General features: G+C 56.6%; 14 protein-coding genes. 5 read left to right on the top strand and 9 right to left on the bottom strand.

Annotated elements, in window-relative coordinates:
- Position 1: 1 nt before the first annotated feature.
- Genes moaC through OOJ60_RS01365 form a run of 4 tightly spaced genes read left to right on the top strand, consistent with a single transcriptional unit; the run spans position 2 to position 1,934 of the window.
- Positions 2 to 487: a cyclic pyranopterin monophosphate synthase MoaC gene (gene moaC, locus OOJ60_RS01350; RefSeq protein ID WP_042285132.1), complete on the top strand. Its 486-nt coding sequence runs from the start codon at positions 2 to 4 to the stop codon at positions 485 to 487.
- The gene (gene moaD / locus OOJ60_RS01355; protein WP_042285128.1) at positions 480 to 725 is read left to right on the top strand and encodes a molybdopterin synthase sulfur carrier subunit; all 246 of its coding nucleotides are present in this window, start codon (positions 480 to 482) and stop codon (positions 723 to 725) included. The genes moaC and moaD overlap by 8 nt, the downstream gene beginning before the upstream one ends.
- A 1-nt stretch (position 726) precedes the next feature.
- Complete coding sequence (gene moaE / locus OOJ60_RS01360; RefSeq protein WP_060569922.1) at positions 727 to 1,179, top strand: molybdopterin synthase catalytic subunit MoaE; 453 nt, start codon at positions 727 to 729, stop codon at positions 1,177 to 1,179.
- A gap of 50 nt (positions 1,180 to 1,229) precedes the next feature.
- Entirely contained in the window at positions 1,230 to 1,934 is a 705-nt protein-coding gene (locus OOJ60_RS01365) for a Bax inhibitor-1/YccA family protein (RefSeq protein ID WP_042285122.1), read from the top strand.
- Between the two features lie 51 nt (positions 1,935 to 1,985).
- Here OOJ60_RS01365 and OOJ60_RS01370 read toward each other — a convergent pair whose 3' ends face one another.
- From OOJ60_RS01370 to OOJ60_RS01380, 3 genes are read right to left on the bottom strand one after another with little or no spacing between them, the layout of a single operon-like run.
- Complete coding sequence (locus OOJ60_RS01370) at positions 1,986 to 2,948, bottom strand: lysylphosphatidylglycerol synthase domain-containing protein (RefSeq protein ID WP_181821724.1); 963 nt, start codon at positions 2,946 to 2,948, stop codon at positions 1,986 to 1,988.
- Positions 2,948 to 4,189: a cardiolipin synthase ClsB gene (gene clsB / locus OOJ60_RS01375; RefSeq protein WP_205611792.1), complete on the bottom strand. Its 1,242-nt coding sequence runs from the start codon at positions 4,187 to 4,189 to the stop codon at positions 2,948 to 2,950. The genes OOJ60_RS01370 and clsB overlap by 1 nt, the downstream gene beginning before the upstream one ends.
- Positions 4,186 to 4,947 carry an endonuclease/exonuclease/phosphatase family protein gene (locus tag OOJ60_RS01380; RefSeq protein ID WP_181821720.1) on the bottom strand — a complete coding sequence of 254 codons (762 nt, stop codon included), beginning with the start codon at positions 4,945 to 4,947 and terminating at the stop codon, positions 4,186 to 4,188. The genes clsB and OOJ60_RS01380 overlap by 4 nt, the downstream gene beginning before the upstream one ends.
- Before the next feature lie 131 nt (positions 4,948 to 5,078).
- On the opposite strand from OOJ60_RS01380, the gene OOJ60_RS01385 reads away from it, so the two are divergent.
- Positions 5,079 to 5,489, top strand: a complete 411-nt coding sequence (locus tag OOJ60_RS01385) for a YbhQ family protein (protein WP_042285112.1) — start codon at positions 5,079 to 5,081, stop codon at positions 5,487 to 5,489.
- On the opposite strand, the gene OOJ60_RS01390 is transcribed toward OOJ60_RS01385, so the two are convergent.
- The 6 genes from OOJ60_RS01390 to OOJ60_RS01415 all read right to left on the bottom strand — a co-directional run bounded on the left by OOJ60_RS01390 (position 5,451) and on the right by OOJ60_RS01415 (position 12,167).
- Positions 5,451 to 6,557, bottom strand: a complete 1,107-nt coding sequence (locus tag OOJ60_RS01390) for an ABC transporter permease (RefSeq protein ID WP_042285108.1) — start codon at positions 6,555 to 6,557, stop codon at positions 5,451 to 5,453. The two genes, OOJ60_RS01385 and OOJ60_RS01390, sit on opposite strands and share 39 nt — an antisense overlap.
- A gap of 90 nt (positions 6,558 to 6,647) precedes the next feature.
- A complete protein-coding gene (locus tag OOJ60_RS01395) occupies positions 6,648 to 7,781 on the bottom strand; it encodes an ABC transporter permease (RefSeq protein WP_199956396.1) in 1,134 nt (377 codons plus the stop codon).
- The gene (locus tag OOJ60_RS01400) at positions 7,774 to 9,510 is read right to left on the bottom strand and encodes an ATP-binding cassette domain-containing protein (RefSeq protein WP_205611793.1); all 1,737 of its coding nucleotides are present in this window, start codon (positions 9,508 to 9,510) and stop codon (positions 7,774 to 7,776) included. Before OOJ60_RS01400 ends, OOJ60_RS01395 begins: the two co-directional genes overlap by 8 nt.
- On the bottom strand, positions 9,503 to 10,498 hold the full coding sequence (gene hlyD / locus OOJ60_RS01405; RefSeq protein WP_205611794.1) for a secretion protein HlyD: 996 nt from the start codon (positions 10,496 to 10,498) through the stop codon (positions 9,503 to 9,505). The genes OOJ60_RS01400 and hlyD overlap by 8 nt, the downstream gene beginning before the upstream one ends.
- Positions 10,498 to 11,172: a transcriptional regulator CecR gene (gene cecR, locus OOJ60_RS01410; protein WP_060569917.1), complete on the bottom strand. Its 675-nt coding sequence runs from the start codon at positions 11,170 to 11,172 to the stop codon at positions 10,498 to 10,500. The genes hlyD and cecR overlap by 1 nt, the downstream gene beginning before the upstream one ends.
- A 71-nt stretch (positions 11,173 to 11,243) precedes the next feature.
- Positions 11,244 to 12,167, bottom strand: a complete 924-nt coding sequence (locus OOJ60_RS01415) for a LysR substrate-binding domain-containing protein (RefSeq protein ID WP_042285092.1) — start codon at positions 12,165 to 12,167, stop codon at positions 11,244 to 11,246.
- Between the last annotated feature and the right edge of the window lie 199 nt (positions 12,168 to 12,366).

Raw genomic sequence — 12,366 nt, forward strand, 5'->3', positions numbered from 1 at the left:
TATGTCGCAACTGACCCATATTAACGCCGCTGGCGAAGCGCACATGGTCGACGTTTCCGCTAAAGCGGAAACCGTTCGCGAAGCGCGCGCCGAAGCCTTTGTCACCATGCGCAGTGAAACACTGGCGATGATTATTGACGGCAGCCACCATAAGGGCGATGTCTTCGCCACCGCGCGCATCGCGGGCATCCAGGCGGCAAAACGCACCTGGGAGCTGATCCCGCTGTGCCATCCGTTGCTGTTGAGCAAAGTTGAAGTGCAACTGCTGGCTGAACCGGAGCACAACCGCGTGCGCATTGAGTCACTGTGCCGTCTGACCGGCAAAACCGGCGTTGAGATGGAGGCGTTAACCGCCGCGTCGGTTGCGGCGCTGACCATCTACGATATGTGTAAAGCGGTGCAGAAAGATATGGTGATTGGTCCGGTGCGACTGCTGGCGAAAAGTGGCGGCAAATCGGGTGATTTTAAGGCGGATTCTCATGATTAAGGTTCTCTTCTTCGCCCAGGTTCGCGAACTGGTCGGCACCGATGCGCTGAACGTGGCGGCTGATTTTCCCACCGTTGAGGCGCTGCGCCAGCATCTGGCGACAAACAGCGACCGCTGGGCGCTGGCCCTGGAAGACGGCAAACTGCTGGCGGCAGTCAACCAGACGCTGGTCAGCTTTGATCATCCGTTAAGCGCGGGTGACGAGGTGGCGTTTTTCCCGCCGGTAACGGGAGGCTGAGATGGCGGAAACGAAAATCGTGGTCGATCCGGCGCCGTTTCGTGTCGGCGACGAATACCCGTGGCTGGCGGAACGTGACGAAGACGGCGCGGTTGTGACCTTCACCGGAAAAGTCCGCAATCACAACCTCGGCGACAGCGTGAAGGCGCTGACGCTGGAGCACTATCCCGGCATGACCGAAAAAGCGCTGGGCGAGATTGTGGCAGAGGCGCGCGCGCGCTGGCCGTTGGGGCGCGTCACTGTGATCCATCGCATCGGCGAACTGTGGCCGGGCGATGAGATCGTGTTTGTCGGCGTCACCAGCGCGCATCGCAGTAGCGCCTTTGAGGCGGGCGAATTTATTATGGACTACCTGAAAACCCGCGCGCCATTCTGGAAACGTGAAGCGACGCCGGAGGGCGAGCGCTGGGTGGAAGCCCGCGACAGCGACCAGCAGGCGGCAAAGCGCTGGTAGCAGAATGTGATACGCTTATACAGGTGTCACTTTTTTAACAGGAGATTTTCATGGACAGATTTCCACGATCCGATTCAATCGTGCAGGCGCGTTCCGGTCTGCAAACGTATATGGCGCAAGTGTACGGCTGGATGACCGTCGGACTGCTGCTGACCGCGTTTATTGCGTGGTATGCGGCGAATACCCCTGCGGTCATGATGTTCGTCTTTTCCAGCAAAATCACCTTTTTTGGCCTGATTATTGCCCAATTAGCGCTGGTTATTGCGCTTTCGGCGATGGTGCATAAGCTCAGCGCGGGCATGGCGACCACGCTGTTTATGCTCTATTCGGCGCTCACCGGGTTGACGCTGTCGAGCATTTTTATCGTCTATACCTATTCGTCCATCGCCAGCACCTTTGTGGTGACCGGCGGGATGTTCGGCGTGATGAGCCTGTGGGGTTACACCACCAAACGAGACCTGAGCGGCTGGGGCAATATGCTGTTTATGGCGCTGATAGGCATTATCCTGGCGTCGCTGGTGAACTTCTGGCTGAAGAGCGAAGCGCTGATGTGGGCAGTGACCTATATTGGTGTGGTGGTGTTTGTCGGCCTGACCGCCTATGACACCCAGAAGCTGAAAAATATTGGCGAGCAGATTGATGTGCGCGACAGTTCAAACCTGCGCAAGTACTCGATTCTCGGGGCGCTGACGCTGTATCTGGACTTTATCAACCTGTTCCTGATGTTGTTACGTATCTTCGGCAACCGCCGGTAATCTCACCGAACCTGATGGCGGTTCCGCCATCAGGTTCGGCACGTCAGAAGACTACTTCGCCATCGCCTTTTCGTTTTTCGCCCGCAGCTTTTTCGCCCGGCTTTCCAGCACCAGATAACAAATCAATGCCAGCAGCAGCGGTATGAAATAATACAGTACGCGGTAAGCGAGCAGGGCGGCGATGATTGTCCCTTGCGAAGTATGCTCACCGGCGAGTAGCGCAATGAACACCGCTTCCAGCACGCCGATCCCCGCAGGAATATGGACTATCACCCCGGCGATACTGCTCACCAACAGCACGCCCAGCACAAAGAAGTAGTTCACATCCTGGCCCATCAGCAGCCAGATAATCAGTCCCATCACCATCCAGTTGGCGCTTGAAATGGCCATTTGCACCAGCGCAAATTTCCACGACGGCAGCACCAGTTTTTGCCCTTTGATGGTGACATGACGGCGCTTAGCAAAGGCGCAGAACCACATATACACGGCGATGACAAGCAGTAGCGCCACGCCGAGAATGCGCAGCGTGCCTTCGTCGATATACCAATGGGCGGGCAACTGCACCACGCCGAAGGTAAAGATAATCCCGCCCAGCAGAATGTAGCCCAGCCAGTTGGTGGTAATACTCAATGAGAAAATACGGGTGATGGTGCTGCCTGGCAGACCGAGGCGCGAATAGAGTCGATAGCGCATCCCGATGCCGCCGACCCAGGTGCTTAGTGTCAGGTTAAAGGCGTAGCAGATAAACGACACCAGCATGACCTGGCGCTTCGCCAGCTTATGCCCGCAGTAAGCGCGCCCTAACAGATCGTAGCAGCCGTACAATAAATAGCTGACGATCACCAGCCCGACAGCGCTGAGCAGCGCCACGCGGTTGTAGTCGCGGATAACCGTCCAGACATCCTCCCAGTTGACCTTTTTGGCATAGATGACCAACAGGACAATTACTGCAATAAAAAACAGCCAGGTAAGGATCTTTTTCGCCAGCCGCCAGCGCGGATGAGATTTCGCCATTAGGGTTTCGCTCCTGTATCTTGTGCTTCAACGCGGTCCTGCGTCTCCATCTCGGGCTGGGCTGGCGGTTCAACCTGCGCCAGATGTGGAGTATGCGCAGGCAGCCAGCCCACCAGCGCCGGGAAATGACGTAAAAAGTGGAACGCCAGCACGCTCTTGGTCAGGTTCCACCAGGTGCGTTTGGGCACCATCGACTCATCCACCTGTTTACAGTCTTTATCGATGATCGCATTAAGGTTATCGCGCAGAGTCTGGTTAAACTGACGGTCGTGTATGATCAGGTTCGCTTCCAGATTCAGCGACAGGCTGAGCGGATCGAGATTACTGGAGCCGACCGTCGCCCAATGGTCGTCCATTAACGCCACCTTGCCATGCAGCGGTTTGCGGCGGTATTCGTACACCTGAACGCCGCCCTTTACCAGATAGTTGTAAAGCAGGCGCGCGCCGACTTTCACAATCGGCATATCCGGTTCGCCCTGTACGATGAGCTTCACGCGTACGCCGCGACGCGCCGCATTGCGCATCGCATGGAGCAGTCGATACCCGGGGAAGAAATAGGCGTTGGCGATAATCACCTCCCGCCGCGCCTGGGTCAGCATTTTCAGGTAGTGGCGTTCGATGTCATCGCGATGTTCTTCGTTATCGCGCCAGACAAACAGCGCTTGCGCCTCGCCGGGCTGGTGGTTCTCTACCGCCTGGTGATGACGCTTCCACCAGCGGCGTACCGCGCTCTGCCCCGGAAGATTTTCCACCTCGAACTGTAAAATATCGGCCACAATCGGACCTTCGACGCGTACCGCGTAATCCTGCTTGGCCTCGGGACCATAGTCGGACATATGCTCATCGGAATAGTTAATGCCGCCGACAAATGCCACCCTGGCGTCGATCACCACAATTTTGCGGTGCATGCGGCGAAAGACGTTGGTGCGCATCCCAAAGACCCGCGGGCGGGGATCGTAGTAGCGGAACACCACGCCTGCGGCGGTCAGTTCACCCACAAATTCATCGCTGAGATCCGGCGAGCCGTAGCCGTCGAGCAGCACTTCCGCCTTCACGCCACGTTTGGCCGCTTTGAGCAGCGCCGCATGCAGCTGTTTCCCAACGTTGTCCTCAAACCAGATGAAGGATTCCAGAATGATCCTTTGCTCTGCTTCGGCAATGGCTTTATACACGGCGGGGTAAAATTGATCGCCGTTTTCCAGCAACTGAATCTGGTTACCTTCACGCCAGCCACACTTCATAAATGGACCTCCGCGCTCAGGGGAGCATGATCGGAAAGATGACGCCAGTTGCGCAGCGGCAACGCCGTTGGCGCACTGGTATTGGCATTTTTTACGTAAATACGATCGAGTCGTAATAGCGGCAGGCTGACCGGAAAGGTGCGCGCTGGACGACCGTTGGCGCGGGTGAAGATCTCCTCCAGCCCGGCCGCTTTTTTCAGCGGATGGTTGGCTTTTTGCCGCCAGTCGTTGAAATCGCCAGCCACCACCACGGGTTCGCCGTCGGGCAGGGCGTTGACCCAATCGGCCAGCATTTTGAGTTGCGCCTGACGATGCGCTTCCCGTAAGCCCAGATGGACGCACATCACATGGATCGGATGGTTAAGCTGCGGCGGCACTATGCGGCAGTACAGCACGCCGCGCTTTTCGCTGCCCGCGACCGACACATCGCGGTTTTCATAGTGTTCAATCGGATAGCGCGACAGCACCGCGTTGCCATGATGACCTTCCGGGTATACCGCGTTGCGTCCATAGGCGTAGTCGCTCCACATGGTATCGGCGAGAAATTCGTAATGGGTAGTGTCCGGCCAGTTCTCAACGTGCAGCGGATGCACTTCATGGGCGCCCAGCACTTCCTGCAGGCACACAATGTCGGCGCCGACTGTGCGCACGGCGTCGCGCAGCTCCGGCAAAATAAAGCGCTTGTTAAAGGCGGTGAACCCTTTGTGCGTATTAATGGTGAGCACTTTGAATGAAAAATTACCGGTGTGTTGAGTCATGATTCTCCTGTCAACGTCACTATCCCGAGTAAATAGTGTAGTCGTCGTCACAAAAAGGTGCGTTGTTACGGAATTTTCCGTAAAGTTCGGTACTCTGAATCATTAGACGGAAATCCTTCAGGAGAAAAGCCATGAAGTGGCAACAACGTGTTCGTGTCGCAACGGGGTTAAGTTGCTGGCAGATAATGTTGCATTTACTGGTAGTGGCGATGCTGGTAATGGGCTGGATGAGCGGCACGCTGGTTCGCGTCGGCCTTGGATTATGTGTCGTGTACGGCATCACAGTACTGCTGATGCTGGCACTGCAACGCCATCATGAACAGCGTTGGCGGGAAGTGGCCGACGTGCTGGAAGAACTCACCACCACCTGGTATTTCGGCGCGGCGCTGATTGTGCTGTGGCTGTTGTCCCGTGTGCTGCAAAATAATGTCCTGCTGGCGTTAGCGGGCGTCGCTATCCTTGCCGGGCCCGCCGTGGTATCGCTGCTGGCGAAAGACAAAAAGCTACATGACCTTGCGTCTAAACATCGCATACGCCGCTGATCCCGTCGTGGCCGCGATCACCAGTAGCGGCCACAAGCTCCCCCAGACAATCGATAAACTCGCGTCCTTCAGATAGATCTGCTTGGTGATATCGGTAAAGTGACGAATCGGGTTAATCCACGTCAGGTTCTGCAACCATACCGGCATATTTTCGACCGGCGAGACGTAACCCGACAGCAAAATCGCAGGCATCATAAAGACAAACACGCCGATAAACGCCTGCTGCTGCGTTGAGCAGAGCGAGGAGATCAGCAGCCCAAACCCGACCAGTGACAGTCCGTAAATCACCATCGTGAAGTAAAACAGCGCCAGCGATCCGGCAAAGGGGATTTGGTACGCCCAGATCCCGATGGCCAGCACGATAGTCGCCTGGAACGTGGCGACTATCAGCGCAGGCACCGCTTTACCGATAAAGATTTGCCAGGTGGTGAGCGGCGAGACCAGCAACTGGTCGAGCGTGCCCTGTTCGCGCTCGCGCGCCACCGAGAGCGAGGTCACGATCATGACGCCGATCGTCGTGATCATGGCAATCAGCGACGGCACCACAAACCATTTATAGTCGAGGTTCGGGTTATACCAGTTGCGGACCACCAGCTCGCTGTTGTTCGGCTTCGGTTTGCCTTCCATCAGTTCCTGCTGGTAAACCTTTACGATTTGCTGGAGATAATTGGCGGCGATCTGCGCGCTGTTGGAGTTACGCCCATCGAGAATCAACTGCATCGGTGCGGGCTGGAAGGTGTCCAGATTGCGGGAAAAATCCGCCGGAAAGCGGACCAGCAGCAGCGCTTTCTGTGTGTCGATGGTGGGCTGAATCTCCTGCGGGCTGTTCAGCAACAGCACGTGAGTGAAGGCTTTGGCGCGGGCGAAACGCTGGGTCAACTCCACGGCGTGTTTACCGTTATCCTCGTTATACACGGCAATGGTGGCGTTCGTGACCTCCAGCGTCGCGGCAAAGGGAAACAGGATCACCTGTATCAGCACCGGCAGAATTAAAATCGCGCGGGTCTGCGGTTCGCGCAGTAAAGACTGCAACTCTTTGCGGATCAGCGTCCATAAGCGATGAAACATCTCATTTTCCTCGCGCCGGAGGCGGCGTAAATGCCGGTTCCGGCCTGTATGCCCGTAGGTCTGATAAGCACAGCGCCATCAGGCGAACAATCAATCCAGCCGACGTTTGGTTTTCATCCACGTCAGGCCAATGAACATCACCGCCGAAGCGATCAAAAACAGCACGTTTACCACCAGCACCACCGGGATATTTCCCGCCAGAAACAGGCTTTGCAGGGTACTGACGAAATAACGCGCCGGAATGATATACGTCACTGCGCGGATCACCGCCGGCATGCTGTCGATCTGGAAAATAAACCCGGACAGCATAATCGACGGCAAGAATGCGGCATTCAGCGCCACCTGGGCGGCGTTAAACTGGTTACGGGTGATGGTGGAAATGAGCAGTCCCATCCCCAGCGTGCTCAGTAAAAACAGACTGGTGATGAAGAACAGCAGCAGCAACGAGCCGCGGTAGGGTACGCCGAGAATAAACACCGACACCAGCATACAAAGCAGCATGGCCAGCATACCGAGAAAGTAGTAAGGGATGAGTTTGCACAGCAGCAGCTCAACGCGCGTGACTTCCGTCGAGAGGAGCGCCTCCATGGTGCCACGCTCCCATTCACGCGCCACAACCAGTGAGGTGAGGATCGCGCCAATCACCGTCATGATAATGGTCACCGCGCCGGGAATAATAAAGTGTTGGCTGATGGCCGCCGGGTTAAACCAGTAGCGCGTCTGTACGTCAATTAATGGTTCAAATTCTTCCCCCCGGTCTTCGGCGCGCTGCAATTGCCAGATCTGCCAGATGCCTTCCACGTAGCCCTGCACAAAGTTGGCGGTATTGGGTTCGCTGCCGTCGGTGATCACCTGAATGGGCGCGGTATCGTCGGCGCGCGCCATCTTTTCGGCGAAATCCACCGGAATAACCACCAGACCGCGGATCCGCCCGGCCTGCATTTTTTCGATCAGCGCCTGACGGTTATCGCTGATGGTGGCGTCGATGTACGGCGAGCCGGTCATCGCGTGAGTAAAGTCCAGCGCCTCTTCACTCTGCTGTTCCAGCAAAATGCCGACGCGCAGCTTGCTGGAATCGAGGTTAATTCCGTAGCCAAAAATGAACAGCAGCAGCAGGGGGATCACCACCGCAATCAGCCAACTGCTGGGATCGCGGACAATCTGCCGCGTCTCTTTCACGCACAGAGCGCGAACGCGACGCCAGGAGAGAAGCGGATTACGCATGTCCGTGCTCCTTATCCCATTCGTTGATCAGGGTGATGAAGGCCTGCTCCATGGTCGGGTCCGCCGTGTCGTCATCGGCGGCCTGCGCTTTCAGGTCATCCGGCGTACCGCTGGCGATCAGCTTGCCCCGATACACCAGTCCGATACGGTCGCAGTATTCCGCCTCGTCCATAAAGTGAGTGGTAACCATCACCGTCACCCCTTTTTCCACCATGCTGTTGATGTGCAACCAGAACTCGCGGCGGGTGATCGGGTCGACGCCGGAGGTCGGCTCGTCAAGAAAGAGGATGTCCGGCTCATGCATCAGCGAACAGGCCAGCGCCAGTCGCTGTTTGAAGCCCAGCGGCAGCGCGTCGGTTGCCTGGGCGGCAATGCTTTTCAGGCCAAACGCTTCGCTCATGCGGGCGATTTTTTCGTTCTGCGCTCGTCCGCGCAGGCCATACACGCCGGAGAAGAAGCGCAGATTTTGTTCGACCGTCAGGTTGCCGTAGAGCGAAAATTTTTGCGCCATATAGCCGAGATGCTGGCGCGCTTTGCCGGAGCTGACCTTCAGGTCCATATCCAGTACCAGCGCTTTACCCGAGGTCGGCACCAGCAGGCCGCACATCATTTTAAAGGTGGTGGATTTGCCTGCGCCGTTTGGCCCCAGCAGGCCGAAGATCTCTCCACGCTGTACGGCGAAGTTAACGTGGTCGGTAGCGGCGAAATCGCCAAATTTTTTCGTCAACGCTTTTGCTTCAATCACGGTTTCGCCGGGCGTGCCTTCCACGGTGTGCAGAATCGCGCCCAGCGGCGACTCTGACGTGGCGGCGCCGCCCAGCAGATCGATAAATGCATCTTCAAAGCGCGGCGCGGTTTCGTTGATCGCAATGTCCGGCATGCCTTCGGCACGACGAATGTCTTCTGCCGACGCCTCTTTTTTGACGATCAGACGCACCGACTTGCCCTGGATCATGCCGTCGCTCACCTGCGGCAGCTTTAACGCCCGCTGAAGCAGTTTGCGGTTGTTCTCCTGCGGGCTATGCATCAGGAAACTGCGCCCGGCCATGGTTTTGGTCAGCTGCGTCGGATCGCCCTGGTACAGCAGCTCGCCTTCGTTCATCAGCAGTACGTCGCGGCATTGCTCGGCTTCGTCGAGGTAGGAGGTGCTCCAGAGGATCAGCATCCCGTCACCCGCCAGCTCGTGCACCATTTGCCACAGCTCGCGGCGGGAAATGGGATCCACACCGACGCCGGGTTCGTCCAGCAACAGCACTTTCGGTTCGCCCACCAGCGTACAGGCCAGCCCCAGTTTCTGCTTCATACCGCCAGAGAGTTTTCCGGCCAGGCGTCCGGTAAACGGACCGAGAGAGGTGAATTCCAGCAGACGGGAAAAGGTTTTTTCCCGCACCTCACCGGTGACGCTACGCAGGTCGGCGTACAGATTCAGGTTCTCCATGACGGTGAGATCCTCATACAGCCCGAATTTTTGCGGCATATAGCCGAGCACCGCGTGCAGCGCGCTGTCGTTTTTGATCGGATCAAAGCCGATCACCGTCGCCGCGCCGTCATCGGGCTTCAACAGGCCCGCCAGCATACGCATCAGGGTCGTTTTACCCGCGCCGTCTGGCCCCACCAGTCCGGTGACGTAACCGGCGTGAATGGTGCAGTCGAGCGGTGCGACCGCGGGCTTATCCATGCCCGCGAAACGCTTTGTCAGTCCCGTGAGCGTAATGACGGCGTCATTCATGTCCTGCCTCATCGCTGAACCGCAACGTGACCGGCATCCCCTGACGCAGCGCGTCGTCGGCATCGGTCACGACAATGCGCAGGCGATACACCAGGTCGGTACGCAGATCCGGCGTTTCAACGGTCTTTGGCGTAAACTCTGCGGTCGGGGAGACAAAGCCGATTTTGCCGTGATACGGCTTATCCGGACGGCCATCGGTATACAGCAGGATGTCGCGTCCCGGCTGCGCCTGGCTTAGGTTTCGCTCATCGACATAGGCGCGAACCCACACCGGGCGGGTGAGCGACAGGGTCAAGACCGTGCTGCCTGCGTTGAGCATGCTGCCGGGCTCTACCGCGCGGGTCAGCAGCGTACCGTTCGACGGCGCCAGCAGAGTGGTGTCCTGAAGATCGAGCTCCGCCTGCGCCAGCTGGGCCTGGGCCTGTTCAAGACTGGCCTTCGCCTGGGCGATATCCTGCTCGCGGTTACCGGAGCGGTACTGGCTCAGCTTATCCTGTGCGGATTTCAGCGTCGCCAGCGCCTGATCGCGGGACGAACGGGCATTTTCAAGGTCGTTGGCGGAGATGGTGCGACTTTTCCAGAGTCCCTGCTGACGGTTATAGAAGTTTTGCGCATAGTCATACGCCGCCTGCGCCTGCCTTACCGAGGCGGCGGCCTGGGCGATCTCTTCGTCGCGATAGCCTGCCAGCATCAGGTCATACTGGGCCTGGGCGACGGACACACCAGCTTTCGCCTGCATTAGCGCGTTTTCATACGGCGCGTGATCCAGTTTGCCCAGCACCTGTCCGGCTTTAATCGTGTCGCCTTCGTCCACGGTCAGCGAGGCAAGCCGACCGCCGACGCGAAAGCTCATATTCACAGTGCGGATATCGACGTTGCCGTAGAGCGTCAGACCGTTATCCTGCCGACTCTGATACCACCAGGCGCCGCCCGCCAATACGGCGACCAGCACCGCGATAGCTAGCCCGATAACAACAGGTTTTTTCATCAGTCCAGACTCCTTTGCGATAGACCTTGCAGAATGAGATCGATATGACAGGTCACCGTCTGCTCGATCAGCGCCGTTTTTTCATCATCAAATTGTGACCAGCCGGCGCGTAACAGAATGGTTTCTTTGCCAAGGCGGAACGCCAGCACTTCGCCCAGCAGAGCATGGGTGTGCAAAATGGTGCGTGTGTCGTGGGCATCGCAGCCGGTGTAGGCGGCAATAAGACGCGTCAGATGGCTGTGCAGCGGGTCGATTACCTGCTTGTGGACCAACTGATAGGCCGCCGTAGGGGAAAGCTGCTCGCGCGAAATAAACTTGCTCAGATTCACGGTGTCTTCCTGGGTCAGCAGCATAATCATGTTCTTACAGGCGCGAAGGATCAGTTCGCGCATCGCCGCGCGGTCCGGCTCCGGCTGGCTAAACAGTTGCTCCGCCTCTTCGGCGTGTGGGCGAAACTGTTCTCCAATGAAGTCGGCAATCCACTGGGCGCAGGCGAGGTATAAATCCTCTTTCGAACCAAAGTAGTAGGGGATAGCGGCAATGTTCTGTCCGGCCAGGGCGGCTATGTCGCGAGTCGTGGCATGCAGGCCATACTCGCCGAACTGCGCCAGCGCGGCGGCGATCAGTTGGCTTTTCGCCTGTTCGCCTTTGCTTGTCATCGTGGGGGTAGTCATCGCGCGACCTAATTCTTAATCAATCGATTGATTAAAAATAGTCTGCTGTTTGTATTCTGTCCAGTCCGCGCTTAAATCTGGAACCCGGCGGCGTTGAGTTCCTCGGATATCCAGGCGATAAACGCTTTTACTTTTGCTTTTTGTTCGCTGGTATGCGGCATAACCAGATGATGGGCATTCACCGACATGCTGACATCCTCTGCGAATACCGGCTGCAAATGCTGTTTACGCAGGCTTTCTCCCGCCAGCAGGTTACTTTCAAGGATAACACCCAATCCCATTCTTGCCGCTTCGATGCTCATATAGGAGCGGTCAAAGTTGAAAATAAAATTTTTGTTGAAGCCGCGCACTTTGTGCCAGGAGAACCAGTTGTTCCAGTTAATCAGGGTGCTGTCGGAATGGATGAGATCGCACGACAGCAGATCTTCAGGGGATTTCACCGGGTGATGTTCCAGCCAGGTCTGTGAGGAGTAGGGCAACACGCTTTCATTACGGATGGTTTTCACCACCAGTGTCGGCCACTGGGAAAGGCCGTGACGAATATCGATGTCAATATTGTCGCGAGAAAACTGAATGCTTTCATAGGAGCAGGTCAGGCTGATTTTCAGTTCGGGCCACGCCTGGCGAAAGCGATCCAGCCTGGGCATCAGCCAGAGTAAGCCAAAGCTGGGGGCCGAATGAATGCGCAAATAGTCCTGATGGATGTCATGAATCACCTGGTTAGTCGCCTGGCCAATAATATTTAAGGCGCCGGAGACCTCTTTGAGGTAGCGCTCGCCGATGGTGGTCAGTTTTACGCCTTTACTGCTGCGGGAGAATAATTTTTTACCTAAATAATTTTCCAGGCTCGCAATCTGATGGCTCACGGCAGAAGCCGTAATGTTAAGGTTTTCAGCGGCAATATTCAGACTGCCAGTATCGGCGACTTCGATAAAAGCCTGAATGTTACGCAAAGATGGAACCGGCAGCGTTTTATTGGGGACGGGGGCGCTCATAATTCTATTCCCGATGAAAGCAATGAGAAGAAACAGATAAACAGCTGGCGTGCAATTAGGCAAATATTCAGCATGATTTTTCTACGTTATCAGGGGGTTAAGGTAATGAATTGTGAGGCCGATCACATTTTATGATTTGGAAAATTGGCTTTCCAGGATCGCTTTAATTTGAATGCAGTCACGAATCAAATTTTTCTCA

The organism is Citrobacter sp. R4, from assembly GCF_026719175.1.
Classification (GTDB): domain Bacteria; phylum Pseudomonadota; class Gammaproteobacteria; order Enterobacterales; family Enterobacteriaceae; genus Citrobacter_A; species Citrobacter_A sedlakii.

Coding starts and splice junctions, on each gene's coding strand:
- OOJ60_RS01400 (WP_205611793.1), bottom strand. CDS start 9,510: ATGAATGACGCCGTCATTACGCTCACGGGACTGACAAAGCGTTTCGCG.
- clsB (WP_205611792.1), bottom strand. CDS start 4,189: ATGAAGTGTGGCTGGCGTGAAGGTAACCAGATTCAGTTGCTGGAAAAC.
- OOJ60_RS01395 (WP_199956396.1), bottom strand. CDS start 7,781: ATGCGTAATCCGCTTCTCTCCTGGCGTCGCGTTCGCGCTCTGTGCGTG.
- moaD (WP_042285128.1), top strand. CDS start 480: ATGATTAAGGTTCTCTTCTTCGCCCAGGTTCGCGAACTGGTCGGCACC.
- OOJ60_RS01385 (WP_042285112.1), top strand. CDS start 5,079: ATGAAGTGGCAACAACGTGTTCGTGTCGCAACGGGGTTAAGTTGCTGG.
- moaE (WP_060569922.1), top strand. CDS start 727: ATGGCGGAAACGAAAATCGTGGTCGATCCGGCGCCGTTTCGTGTCGGC.
- OOJ60_RS01380 (WP_181821720.1), bottom strand. CDS start 4,947: ATGACTCAACACACCGGTAATTTTTCATTCAAAGTGCTCACCATTAAT.
- OOJ60_RS01415 (WP_042285092.1), bottom strand. CDS start 12,167: ATGAGCGCCCCCGTCCCCAATAAAACGCTGCCGGTTCCATCTTTGCGT.
- moaC (WP_042285132.1), top strand. CDS start 2: ATGTCGCAACTGACCCATATTAACGCCGCTGGCGAAGCGCACATGGTC.
- OOJ60_RS01390 (WP_042285108.1), bottom strand. CDS start 6,557: ATGTTTCATCGCTTATGGACGCTGATCCGCAAAGAGTTGCAGTCTTTA.
- OOJ60_RS01365 (WP_042285122.1), top strand. CDS start 1,230: ATGGACAGATTTCCACGATCCGATTCAATCGTGCAGGCGCGTTCCGGT.
- OOJ60_RS01370 (WP_181821724.1), bottom strand. CDS start 2,948: ATGGCGAAATCTCATCCGCGCTGGCGGCTGGCGAAAAAGATCCTTACC.
- cecR (WP_060569917.1), bottom strand. CDS start 11,172: ATGACTACCCCCACGATGACAAGCAAAGGCGAACAGGCGAAAAGCCAA.
- hlyD (WP_205611794.1), bottom strand. CDS start 10,498: ATGAAAAAACCTGTTGTTATCGGGCTAGCTATCGCGGTGCTGGTCGCC.